Here is a 22311-nt window from a genome sequence, read left to right on the forward strand (position 1 = left end):
GTTCTCCCCACCAAACCAACTGTGTGCGGAGTCACAGTTGGTTTGGTGGCAGGATTTGCTACGCTGACAACGGTGATGAGCAGCACAGTTTGTGGGGCATCGCAGGTTCGGGAGTTCTAGTCCTTTGGAGCGTTAGATATTTTGCTTCATACAGACTCGGCTTTATTAAGACGGGGTGCCGGCCTGGATTCACACGGGGCCGGTTCCTCTAAGTTCGCTGTTGCGCTGCCTTCGCGGTGCAGCAGCCAAACGGTATCGTCCACACAGGAGTGAGATGTTTTCGAAAATTCTGGTTGCCAACCGCGGCGAGATCGCTATCCGTGCCTTTCGTGCCAGCTACGAGCTCGGTGCCAAGACGGTAGCGGTTTTCCCCTATGAGGACCGCACTTCCATCCACCGCCAGAAGGCTGATGAGGCTTACCTGATTGGTGAAGAAGGGCATCCGGTCCGGGCCTACCTGAACGTTGCTGAGGTGATCCGAGTAGCCAAGGAATCCGGTGCGGATGCCATCTACCCGGGCTACGGTTTCTTGTCCGAAAATCCTGAGCTGGCCAGTGCGGCCCGTGAAGCCGGAATCACTTTTGTTGGTCCGCCGGCTGAAGTGCTGGAATTGACCGGTAACAAAGTCCACGCCTTGGACGCGGCCCGCAAGGCTGGCATCCCGGTTCTGCGTTCCAGCGAGCCGAGCGCGGATCTTGAGTACCTACTGGGAGCCGCTGCGGAGATTGGCTTCCCCATTTTCGCCAAAGCGGTGGCTGGCGGCGGTGGCCGTGGCATGCGCCGGGTGGAAAAGGCTGAAGACCTCGAAGAGGCTCTGAAGGCGGCCATGCGAGAGGCTGATGCAGCCTTTGGTGACGCCACCATGTTCTTGGAACAAGCAGTGCTGCGCCCGCGCCACATTGAGGTCCAGATCCTGGCCGATAACGAGGGCAACGTCATTCACCTCTTTGAGCGTGATTGTTCGCTGCAGCGCCGCCACCAGAAGGTTGTGGAAATTGCTCCTGCCCCGAACCTGGATGAAAACATCCGCAAAGCATTGCATGCTGACGCCGTAAAGTTCGCCAAAGCCATGGGCTACGTCAACGCTGGAACAGTTGAGTTCCTTGTTGACACGGTCGGTGAGCGGGCAGGTCAGCACGTTTTCATTGAAATGAACCCCCGTATTCAGGTTGAGCACACGGTAACCGAAGAAATCACGGACGTGGACCTGGTCCAAGCCCAGTTGCGCATTGCCGCCGGTGAAACCCTCGCCGATCTGGGCCTGAGTCAGGAAAACGTCCACGTCAAGGGTGCGGCGCTCCAGTGCCGCATCACCACGGAAGACCCCTCCAACGGTTTCCGTCCCGACGTTGGCACGATCACCACGTACCGGTCCGCCGGTGGTGCAGGTGTGCGGCTCGATGGCGGCACCATCTACACAGGCGCCGAGGTCAGCCCGCACTTTGACTCCATGCTGGTCAAGCTCACCTGCCGGGGCCGCGACTACAAGACGGCAGTCTCACGCGCCCGCCGTTCATTGGCCGAGTTCCGTATCCGCGGCGTCTCCACCAACATCGCCTTCCTGCAGGCAGTCCTGGATGACCCGGCATTCAATGCCGGGGATGTGGCCACCTCCTTCATTGATGAGCGCCCAGAACTGCTGAACTCTCACGTCTCCAGCGACCGTGGCACCAAGTTGCTGACCTGGCTTGCTGATGTCACGGTGAACAAGCCCAATGGTGAGCTTTTGGTGCTGGAGGATCCGGCCCGCAAGCTGCCCGCCGTGGACCTTGCTGATGCACCTGCCGGTTCACGCCAGCAACTCGCCGAGCTGGGGCCTGAGGGCTTCGCCGCCGCATTGCGTGCCCAGACCGCCGTGGCCGTCACGGACACCACCTTCCGTGACGCACACCAGTCGCTCCTGGCAACCCGGGTACGCACCAGGGACCTGCTGGCGGCTGGGCCGGCGGTCTCCGTGCTGACGCCCCAGCTGCTCTCCGTAGAGGCCTGGGGTGGCGCCACCTATGACGTCTCCCTGCGCTTCCTGGGCGAAGACCCGTGGCAGCGCCTGACCCAGCTGCGCGAGGCCCTGCCGAATGTCTGCCTGCAGATGCTGCTGCGCGGGCGCAATACGGTGGGTTACACCCCGTACCCGGCCGAGGTCACCGACGCTTTTGTCCAAGAAGCTGCCGCGAGTGGCATTGACATTTTCCGCATTTTTGATGCGCTTAATGATGTGGACCAGATGGAGCCGGCCATTAAGGCCGTGCGCGCCACCGGCACCGCCGTGGCCGAGGTGGCACTCTGCTACACCGGGGATCTGCTGGACCCGGCCGAGACCATTTACACCTTGGATTACTACCTGGAACTGGCCCAACGCATTGTTGATGCCGGCGCCCACATCCTGGCCATCAAGGACATGGCGGGCGTGCTGCGCCCGGCAGCTGCCGCGAAGCTTGTCACGGCCCTTCGCGAGCGCTTCGACCTCCCGGTACACCTGCACACCCATGACACGGCCGGTGGCCAACTTGCCACCCTGATGGCCGCCATCAATGCAGGGGTCGACGCCGTTGACGTCGCCTCTGCTGCGCTGGCCGGCACCACGAGCCAGCCCTCGGCCTCCGCTCTGGTGGCCGCCCTGGCGCACACCGAGCGGGACACCGGGATCGATCTGGCTGCCATCAGCTCACTCGAGCCGTACTGGGAGGCAGTACGCGGGCTGTACTCACCGTTCGAATCGGGATTGGCTGCCCCTACAGGCCGCGTGTACCTCCATGAGATCCCCGGCGGTCAGCTCTCCAATCTGCGCCAACAAGCCATCGCGCTGGGCTTGGGGGAGCGCTTCGAGGAAATCGAAGACATGTACACCGCAGCGGATAGGATCCTGGGACACTTGGTCAAGGTCACGCCGTCGTCCAAGGTAGTGGGAGATCTGGCCCTGCACCTGGTTGGCATCAAGGCAGACCCGGCAGACTTCGAGGAGAATCCGCAGAACTACGATATCCCGGACTCGGTAGTGGGCTTCCTGGGCGGCGAGCTGGGCACCCCTCCCGGTGGCTGGCCCGAGCCGTTCCGCACCAAGGCGCTGCAGGGGCGCACCGTCGTGGAACGCATGGGCACCCTAACCGCCGATGACAGTGCCCAGCTGGCCGGAGACAGTGACACCCGCCGTGCGGCACTGAACCGGTTGCTGTTCGCCGGGCCCACGAAGGACTTCGAGAAGATCCGCAAGAGCTACGGCGACATCTCTGTCCTGGATACCCGGGATTACCTGTACGGCCTGCGCCGCGGTGTGGAGCATGTGATGGCGCTGGGCAAGGGTGTGCGCCTGATCGCCGAGCTGGAGACCGTCTCTGAGCCCGATGAGAAGGGCATGCGTACAGTCATGGCCAAACTCAATGGTCAAAGCCGGCCCGTGGTGGTGCGCGATCGCAGCATTGAAAGCACCGTCAAAGCTGCCGAGAAGGCTGAGGAGTCCGTGGCAGGACAGGTTGCCGCACCCTTCGCTGGCGCCGTGAGCCTCAAGGTTGCTGTCGGTGACGTGGTTGAGGCGGGTGCCACCGTTGCCACCATCGAGGCTATGAAGATGGAAGCCTCCATCACGACGCCGGTGGGCGGCACCGTCTCCCGTCTGGCAGTATCTGGCATTTCCCAGGTACAAGGTGGTGACCTGCTGGTGGTCATCGTCTAACAACCGGTGCCGCCGTCTCTTAGAGCGGGCTAATTCAGCAAAAAGGGCCTCGATGAGCTTGACCATTGGCGCAGACATCCGTCCTGCGTGGTCGAGCTCATCGAGGCCCGAGTTGTTTGTGTGGGTGACTAGACGGGTTTCTTGCTCAGGTATATCTCCTCCACCACGGAGTCGAAGTCCTTCATGACCTGGGCGCGCTTGACCTTCAGGGAGGGCGTCAAGTGGCCTGAGGTTTCGGTGAAGTCGGTGTCAACAATCCTGAACTGCTTGATGGCCTCCGCTGACGAGACAGTGGAGTTGGCCCGGTTTACCGCGTTCTGAACAGCAGCCAAGACGATGGGGTCCTGGGCGGCGTTGGCCACGGTGATGCCAGCCGCCAGGCCGTGAGCCTTACCCCACTGCGGAAGAGCGTCTTCGTCAAGGGTGACAAGCGCGGCAATGAACGGGCGTTGCTCGCCAATAACAACACACTGCGAGACGATCGCATCGGCACGAATCTGGTCCTCGAGCAGGGCCGGAACCACGTTCTTGCCGCCGGAGGTGACAATGATTTCCTTCTTGCGTCCCGTGATTTTCAGGAAGCCCTGGTCGTCGAGTTGGCCAATGTCGCCGGTGCGGAACCAACCGTCTACGAAGGTTTCTGCCGTGAGATCATCACGGCCGAAGTAGCCCTTCATAACACAGACGCCCTTGGCTAGAATTTCGCCGTCGTCCGCAATCTTGACCGCGTTTCCCGGTAGCGGGGCCCCTACGGTGCCGATCCTAATGCGTTCTGGTCGGTTGACCGTGATGGGTGCTGTGGTCTCCGTCAGACCGTATCCTTCCAGGATCTGTAACCCAATGCCCTGGAAGAAGTGCCCCAAGCGTTCACCTAACGGCCCACCGCCTGAAACTGCGTGACGAACATTGCCGCCCATAGCTGCCCGCAACTTCGTGTAGACGAGTTTGTCGAAGAGAGCATGCTTGGCTTTGAGTACTATGCCGGCGCCGCCTGCTTGAGTGGCGCGTGAGTAGTCGATGGCCGTCTTGGTGGCAGCGGCGAAGATCTTGCCCTTGCCTTCACCTTCGGCCTTCAAAGAGGCAGAGTTGTATACCTTTTCAAAGACGCGCGGCACGGCCAGGATGAACGTGGGTTTGAAGCTTTGCAAGTCTTCGAGCAGGTGCTTGATGTCCGGGGTGTGCCCAACTTTTGCGCCTCCGGCAACAGCAAGCACGGAAATGTACCGGGCGAACACGTGGGCCAGCGGTAGGAACATGATGGTTTGAGATCCCGGCGGGACAACTGTTTCGCCCAACACCGCCAAAGCATTCTCACTGAGTTCCACAAAGTTGCTGTGTGTAAGCATGCAGCCCTTGGGGCGGCCCGTGGTGCCTGAGGTGTAGATAATGGTGGCCACGTCATCGAGGCCATTGGCGCTGCGCGCTGCTTCCAAAGCCTCGTCGCTGACCTCACGGCCTGCTTCACGCAAGGCGTCCAGGCCATCGCCTTCCAACTGCCACACGTGGGCCAGGGTTGTTAAGTTCTCATTGTGAGCGGCCTGGCGGATGATGTTCTCATGGGCGCCGGTCTCGGCAAAGACCGCCACGGCGGCCGAGTCACCCAAGTTCCACGCCACCTGTGAAGGAGAGGAAGTTTCGTAGATCGGCACGGAAACGGCACCTGCAAACCATATTCCAAAGTCCACCAGGGACCATTCGTAGCGCGTGCGGGCCATGATTCCCACGCGGTCACCCACAGTGATGCCAGAGGCAATCAAGCCCTTGGCGATGGCGCTGGCGTCAGCTAAGAACTCTTTGGCGGAGATATCAACCCAGACATTATCAGCATTGCGCTTGGAGAAAAGTGCCGGGTTGGCAGCCAATTTTGCCTGACGCAGCACAAAGTCGGTGGTGTTCATGGTGCTTGGACTGACAACCTTTGCCGGAACGGAAATCTCTTGCACAATAGCTCCTTTGTTATGTGGACCTGCGATCGTGTTGCTTTACTCTATCCGCGAAGTGCGTTATCCGACGGAACCATAATGTTACTCATGAGTAACATTATGTTCTTCAGCTCACACTTTCAATTTCTGTCCTCCGCAGCTTCGATCGCTAGAATTTGCTCATGTCTTCATCCCGCTCCGATCCTGTGCCAGAACTCCCCGCCCCACTGTCCTTAGGGATTGACATTGGCGGGAGCAAGGTTGCTGCCGGTGTGGTGAATGCAGAAGGCGAGGTCTTGGAGGAACTGCGGCGGGCGACACCCGGACGTGATGCCCGTGCCGTCGAAGCGGTGATCGGCGAGCTGGTGCATGAGCTCGAAGGCCGGCACCGCATTGATTCCGTGGGTATCGGGGCAGCTGGTTGGATGGACTTACCCGGTTCCACCGTGGTGTTCAGCCCTCATCTTGCGTGGCGGGATGAGCCGCTGCGGCAAAACCTTGAAGCCATGTTGCACCGGCCCGTTTTGGTCACTAACGACGCCGATGCCGCCGCCTGGGCGGAATGGCGCTTTGGTGCGGGCAGGGGCCGCGACAGAATGGTCATGCTGACCCTGGGAACCGGAATTGGCGGTGCCCTGGTCATTGACGGCCGGGTGGAACGCGGCAGCTTCGGTATGGCAGGAGAGTTCGGGCACCAAATCATCATGCCCGGGGGGCATCGTTGCGAATGCGGAAACAGGGGTTGCTGGGAGCAATACGCCTCGGGGAACGCCTTGGGGCGCGAGGGCCGCGAGTTGGCCAGAAAGCACTCACCCATGGCCGCCGGCCTGCTCGCTGCGGCTAACGGCCGCCCCAAGAACATCACAGGCTCCGTGGTGACAGCCTTGGCCTTGGAAGGCGAAGCCACAGCGCAGGAGCTAGTCGCTGAGGTTGGGGAATGGCTGGGTCTGGGCATTGCCAACCTGGCGGCTGCTTTGGACCCGGCTCTGTTCGTTATTGGCGGAGGCCTCAGTGCTGCGGGTGAGCTCTTGCTGGATCCCACCCGCCGAGCCTACCTCCGTAACTTAACGGGCCGCGGATATCGGCAAGAAGCCCTCATTATGAAGGCGCAGTTGGGCCCGTCGGCTGGATTAGTGGGGGCAGCCGATTTGGCCAGAACCCAGCAAGGCGCCCACTAGAGAGGTACCGCCGATAAAGAACCGCGCCAACTTGAGTACCATCAGCTAAACGACTGCGCCGTCACCACCGTCGTCGTCGCGATGATGGGGGAGCCGGAACAACAGGTAACCTGTGCCGGCAATGAAGGCGAGGATTACCGCCACCACCAGCATCATGGGGGCGTGGCGCCAGAAGATGGCCGAAAACACCAAAAAGAGTGGGCCACCGGCTGCACCGATCCAAGACAGGACGATGGCCGGATCGGAGGCGCTCAGACTGGGGAGTTCCTCCGGAACAAATCCTTCGTCATCGTCTTCGTCATCGTCTTCGTCGAACTCATAATCTCGCGGACCAAAGGCTGCGCTACCGTCACCAGCTGCACCGGGGGACTGACCAAACCGGTTGCCCGCAGCAGGCTCCCGGGGTGCGGGGGATTCCTGAGCGTGCCAAACACCGAGGGGATCAAAATCAATGACCGTCTTGGGCGTTTCGGCGCCGGGACCGCTGGGCGTGGCAGCGCCGGAATCAAGGGCCGTGCCCATATTAGAAGATCCTCCCGCAGCAGAAGCCGTGCTGGTATCAGAAACCGTGTTGGAATCAGGGGTACCACCTGCATCAGGGGAACCGCCTACCTCTGGTCCGCGTTGATCCTCGGTGTTCCCTTGAGAATTATCTTCCAAAAAGGCGTCCTCTGCCTCTTCCAAGCGTGCCACGAGGTCCCGCCAGACCTCGTCGTCGTCTCCCGTGTGCGGCGTGCCCGCGCCTGGATCAGATTGCATGAGTGTTCCTCCGAAAGAAGTCTGCGGACTGGGAAAAGATCTGAGGCGCGTCATTGTCCATGGTCGCTACATGGTAGCTGTTTTCCAAAGGAACCAGCGTTAGCTGGGCGTTGTGCAAGCCGGCTTTGAGAACATCGATGCTCGAATCGGGAACCACATGGTCCACGGTGGAACGGAACACCAGGGTGGGTGCAGTGATCTGGGGGAGCAGACGGGCGGTGTCCGTGAAAAGCGCGGAGAGCTGATGGACGGCGGCAACGGGTGTGCGGGAGTAGGCGCCTTCATTGATATTGGCAGCCTTAATGTCATCGCCTATGGCGGGAACGCTTTTGAGCACGAATTTCAGCAGACCCGAGTAGGCGGCTCGTTTATCAGCGAATGTTAAGCCTGGGTTAACCAGAGCCACGCCAGCTACCGGATGCAGTGCTGCAACCCGTAACGCCAGCGCGCCACCCATGGACAGGCCGGCCACAAAAACCGTGTCGCAGCGGGCAGCCAATTCCAGGTACGCGGCCTCGAAATCCCTGTACCAGTGCTGCCAGGGAGTCTTCGCCAAGTCCTGCCATGAGGTGCCATGCCCGGCCAGCAAGGGCATGTTGACGGCGAACCCGGCGTCAGCGAGGTAGTCACTCCAGCCCTGCATACTCACTGTTGAGCCGGTGAAGCCGTGACTCACGGCCACCCCAATCCGAGCAAGTTCCCCGTGGCCCTCGTAACGGAATGATTGCGCCATGGCACTGACTCCTTTGCGCCCCGGCCATTCTGGCGGAGATTATGTGTGGCATTGATGCGGCCGTGCTGCCGCGATTCGGTGGTGCTGTCACTAGACTACTGTTGATACGTCCACAGCGGGGGTACCGCAAGGAGCTGGGCAGTAAGTGCGCTTAGCGCGCAAGAGGAGGAATGCCACCGTGATCTATTGGGTACTGAAGAAGATTTTTCTGGGCCCGGTATTAAAGGTGCTTTTCCGTCCCTGGACTAAGGGCTTGGACAATCTTCCCGTGGATGGCCCGGCGGTTCTTGCCAGCAACCACCTCTCCTTCTCGGATTCTATCTTTATGCCGCTCATGGTGCCCCGGCCCGTGGTATTTCTGGCCAAGAGTGATTACTTCACCGGGCGCGGAATCAAAGGCCGGCTCACAGCAGCGTTCTTTAAACTGACCAACCAGCTGCCCATGGACCGTTCAGGTGGTGCTGCATCCGCAAACTCCCTCGGCACTGGTGTTGAAGTGCTCAATGATGGCGGGCTGCTGGGAATCTATCCGGAAGGAACCCGCAGCCCAGATGGCCGCCTCTATCGTGGAAAAGTAGGTGTCGCCAAACTGGTGTTGACAGCCAATGTGCCCGTTATTCCAGTGGCCATGATTGGCACGGACAAGGTCCAACCCATTGGCAGACGCATTCCCACTGTCCGGCGGCTGGGTGTCATTTTCGGTGAACCCATGGATTTCAGTCGCTACCAGGGGATGGCTGATGACAGGTTTGTGCAGCGCTCTGTGACGGATGAAATCATGTATGAGCTCATGCGGCTATCCGGGCAAGAATATGTGGACTCATATGCCTCCACCGTCAAGGACAAGATCGCCGCGGAGAAATCCGCAAAACTTGCCTCCGCCAAGGAAGCCCTAAGCAAGGATCCTGCCGGGACCAAGAGCGCAACTGACGCTGTTCGGCTCGATCCCGTAAGGACTCTTGCGCCCGGCGCAGTGACTGTGATCGGAGCCAAGAAGCCTGTGCAGGAACAAATGCCTGTGCAGGATCAAGGTAGCGAATCCCCGAAGGTAGAGCCCGGCGAGACTGCCGGCCTGGAAACTGGCTCGCAGGCAAGTCCGGAGTCGGGCCCGGAAGCACGCTAATCCCCTCTGGGATGCCAGGTGCTCGCCGATTCATTTATCCATAACATCTCAGTGAATGGACTGGTTAGCAGCTGCCGCTTCGGAGGGGATAGGGTTAAGGGGTGACTGAGCTAACTTCTAACGCATCTTCTGCACCCGCCGCCGGAATTTCCGTCCCCGGTGCTGCCGTCTATCCAGGCCTTGATGACTGGCGTGGTCTGCCGATTGCGCAGCAGCCCACCTGGTCCGAGTCCCCGTCCTTTGCGCCCACGGTCAAGGAACTGTCCGTGCTTCCTCCTCTGGTGTTTGCCGGTGAAGTTGATGTGCTGCGCTCCCGTCTGGCCCAAGCGGCCCAGGGCAACGCGTTCCTGCTCCAGGGTGGCGACTGTGCCGAGACCTTTGAAGCTGCAACGGCTGACAAGATCAGTTCGCGGGTCAAGACCATTTTGCAGATGGCGGTGGTACTCACCTACGGTGCGCAGCTTCCCGTTATCAAGATGGGACGCATGGCTGGCCAGTTTGCCAAGCCACGCTCTTCCAATGATGAAACGCGCGACGGCGTAACTCTCCCGGCATACCGTGGAGACATTGTTAACGGTTATGAATTCACCCCTGAATCACGCCAGCATGATCCCGCCCGCATGCTCAAGGCTTACCACACCTCAGCCTCCACGCTGAACCTGATCCGTGCATTCACACAGGGTGGCTTTGCCGATTTACGCAGCGTCCACGAGTGGAACCGCGGCTTCACCTCCAACCCGGCTCACAGCCGCTACGAGGCCTTGGCCAAGGAAATTGATAGTGCCATCAAGTTCATGGCATCCTGTGGCGCCGACTTCGAAGCCCTCAAGACCGTTGAGTTCTTCGCCAGCCACGAGGCCCTGCTGCTGGACTACGAGCGGGCACTGACACGCATCGATTCACGCACCGGCTTGCCTTACGACACCTCCGCACACTTCCTGTGGATTGGTGAGCGTACCCGGGACCTGGACCAGGCACACGTGGAATTCCTCTCACGCGTGCGCAACCCCATCGGTGTCAAGCTTGGGCCCACCACGTCCCCGGACGATGCACTGGCTCTGATTGAGAAGCTCGATCCCAACCGCGAGCCTGGCCGCCTGACGTTCATTACCCGTATGGGTGCGAACAATATTCGTGAGAAGCTCCCCAACCTGCTGGAAAAGGTTACTGCTTCGGGTGCCCAGGTCCTGTGGGTAACGGACCCCATGCACGGCAACACAGTCACCTCGCCCAATGGTTACAAGACCCGCAACTTTGACGATGTCATTGACGAGGTCCGTGGCTTCTTTGAGGTCCACCAGGCCCAGGGCACTTTCCCGGGTGGCCTGCACGTGGAGATGACAGGCGACGACGTGGCCGAGTGCCTCGGCGGTGCCGACCCCGTGGATCAGGAAGCATTCCTGACCGGCTATGAGTCAGTCTGCGATCCGCGCCTGAACCACAAGCAGTCCCTGGAAATGGCGTTCCTAGTTTCAGAAGCTCTGCGCAAGTCCAAATAAGGGCACGCGTTGACGACGGCGGCCCGCACCTTCCTTTGGGAAGATGCGGGCCGCCGTTGTTCAGTCACCAGTGGTAAGTTCATTCACCAGTGGTAGAGCACAAGATTTTGAGGTTAACGTCCTTCAGGATTCAGGTGCTATGGGGATTACAGGGTGGGCCGGATGTCTTAGACCACTTTGAGGACTATTGTGGATCCCTCCGGCGCCAGCCCACCCTCGGGGGTTTGGATGCGGACCGTGCCGAAGAAGCCGCCCAGGAAGTTCTCCACGTTGACCTCAAAGCCCAGGTCTTTGAGTTCCTTAGTGGCCACATCGACCTGCTTACCCACCAGATTCGGGACCTCGATCATCCGAGGGCCCTTGGAGATAGTCAGGGTGACCTTGCCGCCTGCGGTCAGTGTGCCAGAATCCGGGGATGCTGTGACCACAGAGCCCGCAGGTACCGTGCGGCTAAAGACTTGTTCCGGGGCAATTACGGCCACCAGCCCAACAGCGCTCAGCGCAGTCACGGCATCACCCTGGGACTTGTTTACAACGGTGGGCACAGGAATCGGTTTGGGCCCCTTGGAAAGAACCAAATTCACCTTGGTGTTGGCACGGAATTCCTTGCCAGCGCCAGGATCCTGCTTAAGCACCACTCCGGCTGCCACGTTCTCATTGAATTCTTCCGTCAGAGTACCCATGGAAAGTTTCGCATCCGCCAGTGACTTGGCTGCGCTGTCCTTCGGCTGGCCTGTCAGCTTCGGTACAACGTAGAGAACCGGGCCGATCGAGACCTGGACGGTGACATGGCTGAATTTACGCTGTGAACTGCCAGCGCCTGGGTCGGTGGCGATAACAAAACCAGCCGCCACCTTTTCGTCATGAACATCAGTGGTTGAGGTCGTTTCGAATCCCTCACCGTGGAGGACGGTGAGCGCTTGTTCAACACTCTTGTTGCCCACTTCCGGGATGGTTGCCAGAGCCCCGGGTCCCATGGCCAGAAACCAACCAGCCCCGGCAGTGAGGACAATAAGCACCAGCACGAGCATAATCCACAGCAACGACCGTCGGAGCGGATGCTTGGGACCTAGATCTTTTTGCGGTGTCGCAGCGGCCTTAGTCTTCGCCTTTGCCGCGGCGGAAGCCTGCCGCTTGCTCCGGGGAGCGGACGGGGTGCCGCCACCCTCTGGAGCCTCATCACTACCCGGGGCGCCGCTGGCGCCTAGGCCAGGGGCGAAGGTGGGGATAGCAGCGGTGAGTGAGTGACCGGCGTCGTACTGGTCTTGGAGGTGCTGGTCTTGGAGGTGCTCAGGGCGCGTAGCGGCATACTGTTCCGCATGGGGATCCTCAACATATAGCCGCGGGGAGCGGGGCAGCTCGGAGGTAGGGAAACTTGGAACGGCGAGCACCGTTGTGTTTGCCTGACCCAGGGCGATGGTGGGATGCTCGGCGAACAGGGGGATGCTGGGCGCGGTTCCGGTGCCAAAGTCAAGCTCAGCGGGGCTCAGTGACGCCCGGATATGGCGCAGGTCCTCCAAGAGGGCGCCACCGTTGGCAGGGCGGTGGTCGGGATCCTTCTCGGTCATGTAGCGCACCAGCTCATCCATGACCGGCGGCAGACCTGGGACGTCCTCGGAGGGCGCCGGCATCTGCTCCTGCAGGTGAGACATGACCACGGCCACGGGGATCGTAGCGCGGAAAGGCTGGTGGCCGGTGAGGAGTTCATAGAGCATCACGCCGGCTGAGTAGATGTCACTCCGGGCATCCCCGCCTTCGCCGCGCGCCAATTCGGGGGCGATGTATCCCACGGTGCCAAAGAGTGCGCCAGTGTTGGTGGAGTTGGTTACCGCGCGGGAGAGGCCAAAGTCTCCGATTTTCACCCAGCCCTGGCGGGAGATGAGCACATTTTCGGGTTTGACGTCACGGTGAACCAGACCCGCGTTGTGTGCTGCGGCAAGACCTTCAACCACGGGATCCAGAAAGTTAAGGGCAAGCCGCGGGGTCAGGGCGCCGTTTTTCTCAATAACGTCACGAAGCGTGTAACCGTCAATGAACTCAAAGACCAGGTACGCATGCTGGGGTCCCACACCATGATCATGAATCTGCACCACATGCGGGTGGGACAGGCTGGCAGCGCTCTGCGCCTCCCGGCTCAACCGGGCGATGAAGGCATTGTCGGTGGCCAGATGAGGATGCAGAATCTTCAGCGCAATGTTTCTGTTGAGCCGCAGATCCTTGGCCAGGTAGACGGTGGACATGCCGCCGTGCGCCACCTTGGACAGGACCAGATAGCGTTCATCAACAGTTGACCCTACTAAGGGGTCGGGTGAGTCATCATGCACTCTTCAAGCTTAGAAGCAGAAATGAGAAGGGGCCGCCAGCAACACCGTGCTGGCGCCCCTTTTCGTTGAGAGCGTAGTTGCGGGTCTTTAGCGGAACGACGCCCGGTTGGCCTTGATACCGGCCACGTAGTTGCGCGTGTCGGGGAACATGCCGTGAACGCTTACGGAGTACTGCCCCTGGTAGTAGCCAGCAATGGCCAAGTCCTCCGTGGGTGCTCCGCGCAACAAGGCGCGGATGATGGCTACACCAGCCGTGACATTGTCCTGAGGGTCCAGCAGGTTCAATTTGCGCCCTACCAGTCCGGATGCCCAATCGCCTGCATCCGGGATGACCTGCATGGTGCCAATGGCGTTGGCGGGGGAGACGGACTGGTGGTTGAAACCGGATTCCTGCTGGGCAAAGGCCAACGCGAGTGCCGGATCCACACCCATACTGGTGGCCGTGCGAGCCACAATGTCCTTCATCTGGGCCCGCGTGGGCGAAGGTGCGGCGAGCAGTGCAGCCTTGTTCTTATTGGCGTCGGCCACCACGGCATCCGGGTACGTGTAGTGCAAGAAGGTGTTGGGCACCTTCTGATCCGGGGTCAGCCCGGGCCCTGGAGAAATGGGGGTGACGGAACTGGAACTGGCGGAGAGCCCGGGAATGGACAGAGTCTTGCCCGGGTAGATGGTGGCATTGGCGCTGATCCCATTGGCCGAGACCAGTGCCGCCATGCTAACGCCGTGCCTGGCGGCAATGCCGCTAAGAGTGTCCCCGGACTTGATGGTGTAACGCCCGGAAGTGGCCGCAGGTTTAGCTGCGGCGCCTGAACCGCCCTGTGCTGAACCGCCCTGTGCAGAACCGGCCTGTGCAGTCCCGCCCACCTTGACCTTTTGGCCCGGGTAAATCACAGAATTACTGCTCAGTGCATTCAGTGAAAAGATTGAGCCGAGGCTGACATTGTGCTTGGCGGCAATTCCGCCAAGAGTGTCCCCGGATTTGACGGTGTAACTCTGGGATGTACTGGAGGTAATAGCGGGCTTGGCCGACGCGGCCTGGGATGAACCGGACTGCGCAGCGCCGCCAACTTTGATCTTCTGGCCCGGATAGATCACGGAACTGCCACTGAGGCCATTGAAGGAAAAGATCGAGTTGAGGCTGATGTTGTGCTTGGCGGCGATTCCGCCAAGAGTGTCTCCGGACTTGACGTGGTACACGGCAGCGGGTGAGGACGCGGCGGGGGCGCCGGTGCTGCTGGAAACACCTGAGCCGGCAGTGACCACAAGAACCTGACCGGGGTAAATGATGGAGGTACCGGAGAGTTTATTCAGAGTCAGTACAGAGGAAGTGCTGACAGCGTGTTTGGCGGCAATTGCTGAAACTGTGTCACCGGCACGCACCGTGTAACGTACCGTGGCCTGGGTCTTGGCAAGGAGGGCCTTGCTGCTTTGAGCGTTGCCAATGTGCAGATTGGCGGTGACGGCAGTGGGGACGGAACTGGCCACGACTGCTGCGGGAATGCTGGATGTTTTCGCTTGGGCTGTCCGCGCCTGGATCGCAGCGAGCACATCTGCAGTATTCAGGGTTCCATGGTTGGCATGGGGTTGAATCCCTGCTTGGGCGTGCGCCGGTGCAGCCATGGCTAGGGAAGAGAGCATGACAACGGGGATGGCGGCTGTGGCTACTGCTGCCAGTTGCTTGCCACCGGTGGCAGACGGGCGTGGGGGAGTCATAGAGCGGACCTCGATTTTCCGTTGCGGATGATACTTATGGTGACAATGTTACTCATGAGACTAACGGAAATTTACCCCAACAATTCCTATATAGGCAGCTGGAATGAGTGACCCGCCACATTTATCATGCGCAGGGGCTCAAACTGTGGGAACCTTTGTGGGTGAGTAATCTTGAAACAGTAGTCAGCGAATGGCTGCCCCTGCCCGATGTTGCCGAGAAATTAGATATTTCGGTAACCAAAGTCCACGCCCTTGTTAAAGATGGTTCGCTGTTGGCTGCACGTGTGGGAGAGCGCAACATTCGCGCCGTGCCCGCCGCGTTCCTGACGGACGACCACATCCTTGAAAGCCTCCGAGGGACCATCACGGTTCTGCACGACGCCGGCTTCGAAGATGAAGAAGCCATTGAATGGCTGTTTACGGAAGATCAATCCTTGCCGGGGCGTCCCATTGACGCCTTGCGCGAGGGCCGGAAAACAGAAATCCGCCGTCGCGCCGCAGCGCTTGGCTGGTAGGTTTCCTATGAGTTCTGGCTAATGAGTGTTGGCGTGCTTTGGCACGCGAACACTCATTAGCCGGAGCTGCCCAAGACGTTCAGGTAGCTCAGGCGTTGAGGTACCTCAGGCATTGCGGTATTCGGGGCGTTCTGGAATTCAGGACGTTCTGGAAACCACTCTTTGGCCCAAGGTCTCTAACGCCTCACGGACCTCGGTGGATACGGGTAGCTCTGCCAAAGCCGCGAATGCTTCGGCACTGAGCTGGGCAATCATCTCCTCGGTGCGTTCCAGTGCACCGGAATCGACCATGATGGTGCACAGCCGCTCCACCTCCGCCTCCGTCAGATCCTGACGCCCCAGGTTCTGGTCAAAAAAGTCACGCTCGTGGGTCATTGCGGAGTCAATAGTCAGCCCTACCAGAACAGTGCGCTTGCCTTCCCGAAGGTCGTCACCAGCGGGTTTGCCTGTCTTGGCAGGATCACCAAACACGCCCAGTACATCATCACGCAACTGGAATGCCTCGCCCAGCGGAAGCGCGAAGGCGCTATAGCTCGTCAGCATTGCCTCCCCAGCCCCGGCCAAGGCGCCCCCCAACGCCAAGGGATGTTCGGAGGAATACTTGGCGCTCTTGTAACGAATGATTGAAAAAGCCCGTGCCACGGCCGTCTCATGCGGTTTCGAGGGCCCGGATACTTCCTCTAAAATGTCCAGGTACTGCCCCGCCATGACCTCTGTGCGCATGATGTTGAACACCTCCCGCGCCCGGTGGGAGCCGCCGGACTCAATGCGGGAAAACATCTCTTCGCTGAGGGACAAACAAAGATCGCCGGTCAGGATTGCGGCAGCGTGGCCAAAACGTTCCTCGTCGAGAGAGAACTTCTGCTCGGTGTGCAGGGTACTGAACCGCTTGTGGACGCTGGGTCCGCCACGGCGCGTGTCGGAGCGGTCAATGATGTCATCGTGAATCAGCGCAGCGGACTGAAAAAGTTCCAAAGCGGCGCCTGCTTCAATGATGGCAGTTGAATCGGGGGAGCCTCCAGCGCCCCGCCAACCCCAATAGCACAGCAGTGCTCGCATCCGCTTTCCGCCGGTGACAAGAGTTTTGATGGAATCAATGAGCACCAAAGTTTCCGGGGAAATGCGTGCCAAGAGCTGGTGCTTCTCCGCCAAGAAGCTATCGAGCTTCAGCGCAACGGCCGCAATATATGCATCTTGTTCGTCCGCACTGGAGGCGCTTGCCTTTGGGTCGCTTGTAGTAGAGGCGTCGGGCAGAGCGGGCGTCTGGTTCATGCTTTCGGTTCCTTGCTGTGAGAGGGGCCGGCCGTGCCGGCGGTGGATGCCAGCGGGCCGGCCGGCTAGAAGCCTACTTCAACGAGGCTGGCAGAAGAGCCGCACCGACGGTCAAGGTTGAGGTGGAGGAGGTAACCACAACCGAGACGGTCACAATTTCCTGTCCAGCTGCGCGCACGTACGTTTTCAAGGGCACACCATCCACGGCGTCGCCTGGTTGGGCAGTGAAGCCCTGCCCGGTGAGTGACTTGGTGTAAAAGGCCAGGATCTGTGCTGGAGTCTGCGCCGTGGTTGCCGTCACGGAGGCTGCCGAGACGGGTGAGCCCTGCTCCAGGCTCGAGGACTGGATTTGAGCACCCTTGGGAAGTTCTATGACTTTGGCGGGAAAACCGGCAACGAGTTCCTTAACAGCGGTTTGAGCCGAAGGCGCCGCTGAGCTGTTGACTGGGCCAGAGGCTGTTGCGGACGCGCCGGGTGCCTGAGTGGTCGCCGAGGCAGCCGCGGATGCAGATACGGAGGTGGAAGGTCCCACCGTGGCGCCTTGGCCGGAACAGGCACCCAGGAGCAGGGCTGTGGAGACTGCTGCGGCAGCCAGCAGCTGCCTGTGGCGGGGTAGCAGTGCGCGAAGCGGAGTGGGATTCATGGCTGTCTTCCTTAGCTGTCGGTGCCGGTGTGGTGGCATCATCTTCAGTTTACCCATGTTGGGGATCTGCCAGCCTGCATGTGCTCTCCACCTAACGCCTTAGCCGCCTGCTCACGCCGAGCCGTTTGTCTGTGGCGCCGGATCACTAGACTGGAAGGGTGAATCAGCAGGAACCGCCCGCGCAGCCGATCGTCCCCAACCAGGACGGGTGCACCATCATGCATGTTGACATGGATGCTTTCTTCGTTTCGGTGGAACTGCGTACCCGGCCGGAGCTGCAAGGGAAAATGGTCATTGTGGGACATCCCGAAGGGCGTTCAGTGGTGCTCTCTGCCTCTTACGAGGCACGTGCACGGGGAGTCCGTTCGGCCATGCCCATGTCCACGGCCCTGCGCGCCTGTCCCAACGCGGTTGTCATTGCCCCGCAGCAGCAACTTTACCGGCAGGTTTCTTACCAGGTCATGGAGGTTTTTCGCTCCATTACGGACACTGTGGAGCAACTGAGCGTGGATGAGGCCTTCCTGGATATCAGCGGCTCCCTGCGCCGGCTCGGCACGCCGCTGGAGATTGGTGCGCAGATCCGGACCCGCATCGCTGCGGAGCTTGGCATCACCGCTTCGGTGGGTATTGCCGCCAGTAAATTTGTTGCCAAGGTAGCTTCCACGCGGTGCAAACCCAATGGCATGCTCTTGATCGAGAAGGCCCGCACTGTGGAGTACTTACACACCCTTCCCGCGGAGGCGCTGTGGGGAGTGGGAGCCAAAACGGCGCAGACTCTTGCCCGGCTGGGGATCTTCACAGTGGCGGACATTGCGGGGACACCAGTCTCGGCGCTGCAAAAGGCGCTGGGCAGCACGGGGGCGAGCCTGCATGCCTTATCGTGGGGCCTTGATGGACGGGCCGTAACCCCGGAGCGCCAGGAAAAGAGCATTGGGGCTGAGGAAACTTTTGCGGTGGACACGCACGATGACGAGCTTCTCACCCGAGAATTGCTGCGGCTCTCTCATCGGGTGGCGGCGCGGCTTCGCGAGGCGGAGCTGAGCGGGCGGACAGTGGCGCTGAAGGTTAAGTACGCTGATTTTTCAACGATAAGCCGCTCACGCACGCTCGGGGCCAGCACGGACAGCGCAGCAAACATCTACACAGCCGCGGTGGGCCTGTTGAAAGCCTTGGGGCCCCGTGGGCAGCTGGTCCGCCTTGTTGGTGTCCGGGTGGAGAAGCTAGAAGCTCTTCACGATGCGCCCCTGCAACTTTCCCTGGATCCGAGGGACGGCCAGTCACGCAGTGCTGAAGTGGTGGGGGACGCCATCGCAGCCCGTTTTGGGAGTGCCAAAATTGGTCCTGCCAGGTTGCTGAAACCGCGTGATTGAGTGCTCGATTCAACGGCGCTCAGAAACTCCGCCACACCATGGCTCGATCGGGTTTCAGTTCGGCACGATCACGCCTATTGTTATAGGTAGGAGTTGACTCATTGATGACTTCAAATTGCTGGCAAGCATGCTGGTGCAGAACGCGACGATGTCCGTCACATTCTGCAGATCAGGTGGGAACTAACAATGATGGCAAGACGTTAACGAGACAACACTACGGCCCTGACCTGAAGGAGGTCGTCATGCCCCTCTCCGAGCACGAGCAGAGACTGCTCGATCAGTTGGAACAGCAACTGCATGCTGAAGATCCCAAATTCGCCAACGCATTGTCGAGCTCGCCCACCCGAGCGATATCAACGCGCAACGTTGTCATCGGTGTAGTGGTGATGATTGCTGGGCTGTTGGTCCTCCTAGGGGGTGTTGCAACACAGCTGCTGATTGTGGGCATTGCAGGCTTCCTGGTCATGGGTGCTGGCGTGTATGTGGCCGTATCCAAACCCAAATTCAGCGCCGACGCCGGCGCTCCTGGCAGAGCTGGTTCTAAGCCCGCCGCAAAGCAAAAGAGTGGATTCATGAGCACCCTTGAGGAAAAATGGGACGAGCGCCGACGCGAGCAGTGACACTGCCCGCAGTGAGGTACCGTGCCCTCAATGAGGTGCCGTTCTCGCAACGCGACACCGGCACGCCATGGAACCTCGGCCCTGAATGGCTGCTTAGCTAAGCAGCCCGGCCCCAAGTATCTTTGAGCGCGCTCTGTATTCTCTTAACTGGGATGATCCCTCTGTGAGTAGTTTTTTGAAGTAGTCAGATCTGAGTAGCATTTTTGAAACATGAAGGCCCCCGAGGGGGCCTTTTTTCATGCCCTCACATCGCCGCCATGCGGAACTCCGATTTCCTCCACTTGGGCCCCTAATGGCCCCAATATTGGCTCTGAAAGGCTCTACAGGCGCCGCATGGGCCCTAAAGGACGCGTAACTTTTGATTTTCCCTCCACCGCTTGATAGTCAGAAAGATCCCTGTAATTACGGCAATTCTGGGCACGACACGGCGCAAAGATCCCGGTGAATGGAGTTGACGGTGGAGGATTGTGGAGTAATGTGGAGCAGGTAAGAGGGGAATGGACTAAATTGGTCATCTACTCTCAACAACGAAGGCGGTGGCGGCTTGTTCCTCGGAACACATTCACCGCGTCTTGATGAGAAGGGACGGATCATCCTGCCAGCAAAATTCCGCGAGGAATTATCCAGTGGGCTGGTCTTGACTAAAGGGCAGGAAAACTGTATTTACGTGTTCAGCGCACGAGAGTTTGAAAAAGTGCTGGACCAAATGCAGAATGCGCCATTAGCAAATATGGCGGCCCGTGACTACATTCGAATCTTTCTGTCAGGAGCCTCAGACGAGGTTCCAGATAAGCAGGGACGGGTCACTATTCCGGCCACATTGCGTGCTTACGCAGGGCTGGAGAAGGAACTCGTTGTCATTGGTGCCGGCAGCCGCGCGGAAATCTGGGATGCACACGCCTGGAACGAGTATCTGGCCGCCAAGGAAACCGCTTTCTCGGCAACTGACGAGATGGGCATTCCGGGTATCAGCTAACACCAGCACACCAGCACCACGGTGGTCTTGAATGAGATCTCCAGCCGCCCAGCAAGGCCGTCAAACCTGGCTCACCTTCCCCGGAGCCAGGCGGGACGGGGCTTGGCGCGGAGGGGGATCTGGTTTAAGACCGCAACGGTCTCTTGCCGGCATAACGCAACGATGCGTTGGCGCGTGCTGAACCAGATCAACACCTTAGAAGTAACTGCAGGATAGTTTATTGTCACCATTGATTCATGCCACGGGGGGACTGCCTCCCCCTCCCGGTTTTGACCGAAGAGAAACGGAGTCGTGATGACGTCGGAAAACCCCACGCCACCTACGTCCGAACGCCACACTCCCGTTCTAAAAGACCGTTGCATTAACTTACTCGCACCCGCTTTTGAGGTTGCCCGCGCAGCCGGACGCACACCCGTTGTCATTGATGCCACCTTGGGTATGGGCGGCCACAGTGAAGCCATGCTTCAGCGGTACCCGGATCTGCACCTGATCGGCATTGACAGGGACATGGAAGCGCTGGGGCTGGCCGGGGAGCGGCTGGCACCCTTCCAGGATCGCACCGACTTAGTTCACGCTGTTTACGACGAAATCAAGGATGTCCTTGATGATCTGGGCATCCCCAGTATTGACGGGATCCTGATGGATCTGGGAGTCTCTTCCCTGCAACTGGACGAACGGGACCGCGGCTTCGCCTATTCCTTCGATGCACCTTTGGACATGCGGATGGACACCAGCCGGGGTCAGACCGCAGCGGATGTCATCAACAATTATTCCGAGGAAGAGCTGGTGCGGATCATCCGCAAGTGGGGTGAAGAGAAATTTGCCGGGCGCATCGCCAACCACATTGTCGCCGCTCGCCAGAAGGCACCGCTGACACGTACAGGGGAACTTGTGGAGATCATCCGCAATGTTGTTCCTTCGGGAGCGGCCAAGACGGGAGGCCACCCGGCCAAACGGACTTTTCAGGCTCTCCGGATTGAAGTTAACGAGGAACTGAGCGTTTTGGAAAAGGCCATTCCCGCTGCCGTGGATGCGCTTGGACTGCACGGACGGGCAGTGGTCATGTCCTACCACTCGCTGGAAGACAAAATTGTCAAGTCCGTCTTTGCCGCGGGGTCCAGCTCCTCTGCTCCAGCGGGCTTCCCGGTGGAGCTTGAAGAACACAAAGCCACCTTGAAACGCCTCACTAAGGGCACCGAAATACCAACAGCGCAGGAAATTGCAGAGAACCCGCGGGCAGCATCAGCTCGCCTGCGGGCCGTGGAAAAAATCAGAATCAGGAGTGCCGCATGAGCCCGAGTGCATTACGCACCATCCCTGTCACAGAGGGCAGCGCCGCCCGTGTGCTGACTGATCTACCCCCCGTTATACCCTTTGAATCTCCGGCTACAAAGTCTCGGGCACCGTTGTCCCTGGTGGTGAGCGCCCCGCGACGTGCACGCTCGCCACTCGCGGCGATCGTGGCCCTGATGGTGCTGGCCGCCATGGCTGTGGTTCTGGTCATGAGTATTTCCGTAGCTAAAGGCCAATACCTTTTGGTCGATTTGAAGAGTCAGCAGTCTGAGCTGATCAAAATCAACCAGACCATGGAACAGGATATTGCGGCAAATCAGGCGCCCCAGGAATTGGCCGCCCGTGCTGCTGCCCTCGGCATGGTGCCCGCAGGGTCAACCGGGCAGATTGACGTGCGCACCAAGACCGTCAGTGGCTCTCCTCTGCCAGCCTCGGCAGACACCAAGGGTCTGGTGAACATCCCACCTGCCGTCGTTGACAAGCCACGGCCCAAGGTAGAGCCTGAGGTTCCTCTCAGCCCCGCCGCCAAAATCGAGGCTAAAAAGTCTGCAGAGAAGCCCCAGAACGTGGCCCCCGTCCCTGCACCCGTGATTGTTCCGGACCTTAATGGCGGCACCATTCCGGCACCGGCACAAAAGGACAGTTAACTTTTCTACGATGGACTGAGCGCTTCAGCATTTCGCGAAGTCAGGAACGCAAGG

General features: G+C 59.8%; 17 protein-coding genes. 10 read left to right on the forward strand and 7 right to left on the reverse strand.

Translation table 11 applies throughout. The features are described from left to right. The first annotated feature begins 274 nt into the window (after positions 1-274). On the forward strand, positions 275-3670 hold the full coding sequence (locus tag ABIB48_RS00330; RefSeq protein ID WP_354211284.1) for a pyruvate carboxylase: 3396 nt from the start codon (positions 275-277) through the stop codon (positions 3668-3670). 128 nt (positions 3671-3798) lie between these two features. On the opposite strand, the gene ABIB48_RS00335 is transcribed toward ABIB48_RS00330, so the two are convergent. After that, positions 3799-5613 (reverse strand): AMP-dependent synthetase/ligase, encoded by a 1815-nt coding sequence (locus ABIB48_RS00335; protein WP_354211286.1) that lies wholly within the window; start codon positions 5611-5613, stop codon positions 3799-3801. 161 nt (positions 5614-5774) lie between these two features. On the opposite strand from ABIB48_RS00335, the gene ABIB48_RS00340 reads away from it, so the two are divergent. Then, positions 5775-6770 (forward strand): ROK family glucokinase, encoded by a 996-nt coding sequence (locus ABIB48_RS00340; protein ID WP_354211288.1) that lies wholly within the window; start codon positions 5775-5777, stop codon positions 6768-6770. A gap of 45 nt (positions 6771-6815) precedes the next feature. On the opposite strand, the gene ABIB48_RS00345 is transcribed toward ABIB48_RS00340, so the two are convergent. After that, positions 6816-7529, reverse strand: a complete 714-nt coding sequence (locus tag ABIB48_RS00345) for a hypothetical protein (RefSeq protein WP_354211290.1) — start codon at positions 7527-7529, stop codon at positions 6816-6818. After that, a complete protein-coding gene (locus ABIB48_RS00350) occupies positions 7519-8262 on the reverse strand; it encodes an alpha/beta hydrolase (RefSeq protein ID WP_315915012.1) in 744 nt (247 codons plus the stop codon). The genes ABIB48_RS00345 and ABIB48_RS00350 overlap by 11 nt, the downstream gene beginning before the upstream one ends. A 178-nt stretch (positions 8263-8440) precedes the next feature. Here ABIB48_RS00350 and ABIB48_RS00355 point away from each other — a divergent pair, with 178 nt between their 5' ends. Further along, positions 8441-9385 (forward strand): lysophospholipid acyltransferase family protein, encoded by a 945-nt coding sequence (locus ABIB48_RS00355; protein ID WP_354211292.1) that lies wholly within the window; start codon positions 8441-8443, stop codon positions 9383-9385. A gap of 101 nt (positions 9386-9486) precedes the next feature. Next, positions 9487-10884, forward strand: coding sequence for a class II 3-deoxy-7-phosphoheptulonate synthase (locus tag ABIB48_RS00360; RefSeq protein WP_354211294.1), 1398 nt, complete (start codon positions 9487-9489; stop codon positions 10882-10884). A gap of 167 nt (positions 10885-11051) precedes the next feature. Here the strand turns inward: ABIB48_RS00360 and ABIB48_RS00365 are convergent, their stop codons facing one another. Together ABIB48_RS00365 and ABIB48_RS00370 are read right to left on the reverse strand one after the other, a co-directional pair. Next, complete coding sequence (locus ABIB48_RS00365; RefSeq protein WP_354211296.1) at positions 11052-13208, reverse strand: Stk1 family PASTA domain-containing Ser/Thr kinase; 2157 nt, start codon at positions 13206-13208, stop codon at positions 11052-11054. A gap of 87 nt (positions 13209-13295) precedes the next feature. Next, positions 13296-14921 carry a LysM peptidoglycan-binding domain-containing protein gene (locus tag ABIB48_RS00370; RefSeq protein ID WP_354211298.1) on the reverse strand — a complete coding sequence of 542 codons (1626 nt, stop codon included), beginning with the start codon at positions 14919-14921 and terminating at the stop codon, positions 13296-13298. A 161-nt stretch (positions 14922-15082) separates the two neighbouring features. Between ABIB48_RS00370 and ABIB48_RS00375 the strand changes: the two genes are divergently transcribed. Continuing rightward, on the forward strand, positions 15083-15436 hold the full coding sequence (locus ABIB48_RS00375) for an Rv2175c family DNA-binding protein (protein WP_110106225.1): 354 nt from the start codon (positions 15083-15085) through the stop codon (positions 15434-15436). Positions 15437-15574: 138 nt separating this feature from the next. Here ABIB48_RS00375 and ABIB48_RS00380 read toward each other — a convergent pair whose 3' ends face one another. After that, the gene (locus tag ABIB48_RS00380) at positions 15575-16708 is read right to left on the reverse strand and encodes a polyprenyl synthetase family protein (RefSeq protein ID WP_354211300.1); all 1134 of its coding nucleotides are present in this window, start codon (positions 16706-16708) and stop codon (positions 15575-15577) included. Between the two features lie 73 nt (positions 16709-16781). Next, the gene (locus tag ABIB48_RS00385; RefSeq protein WP_110106032.1) at positions 16782-17351 is read right to left on the reverse strand and encodes a hypothetical protein; all 570 of its coding nucleotides are present in this window, start codon (positions 17349-17351) and stop codon (positions 16782-16784) included. A gap of 218 nt (positions 17352-17569) precedes the next feature. On the opposite strand from ABIB48_RS00385, the gene dinB reads away from it, so the two are divergent. The 5 genes from dinB to ftsL all read left to right on the forward strand — a co-directional run bounded on the left by dinB (position 17570) and on the right by ftsL (position 22257). Beyond that, entirely contained in the window at positions 17570-18721 is a 1152-nt protein-coding gene (dinB, locus tag ABIB48_RS00390; protein ID WP_110106226.1) for a DNA polymerase IV, read from the forward strand. A 242-nt stretch (positions 18722-18963) separates the two neighbouring features. Then, positions 18964-19341 carry an SCO2097 family morphological protein gene (locus ABIB48_RS00395; RefSeq protein ID WP_110106033.1) on the forward strand — a complete coding sequence of 126 codons (378 nt, stop codon included), beginning with the start codon at positions 18964-18966 and terminating at the stop codon, positions 19339-19341. A gap of 544 nt (positions 19342-19885) precedes the next feature. Beyond that, positions 19886-20317 (forward strand): division/cell wall cluster transcriptional repressor MraZ, encoded by a 432-nt coding sequence (gene mraZ, locus ABIB48_RS00400; protein WP_110106034.1) that lies wholly within the window; start codon positions 19886-19888, stop codon positions 20315-20317. Between the two features lie 294 nt (positions 20318-20611). Beyond that, complete coding sequence (gene rsmH, locus ABIB48_RS00405) at positions 20612-21610, forward strand: 16S rRNA (cytosine(1402)-N(4))-methyltransferase RsmH (protein ID WP_354211304.1); 999 nt, start codon at positions 20612-20614, stop codon at positions 21608-21610. Beyond that, complete coding sequence (gene ftsL, locus ABIB48_RS00410; protein WP_354211306.1) at positions 21607-22257, forward strand: cell division protein FtsL; 651 nt, start codon at positions 21607-21609, stop codon at positions 22255-22257. Before rsmH ends, ftsL begins: the two co-directional genes overlap by 4 nt. Positions 22258-22311: the final 54 nt, after the last annotated feature.

The organism is Arthrobacter sp. UYCu511 (assembly GCF_040547105.1).
GTDB lineage: Bacteria > Actinomycetota > Actinomycetes > Actinomycetales > Micrococcaceae > Specibacter > Specibacter psychrochitiniphilus.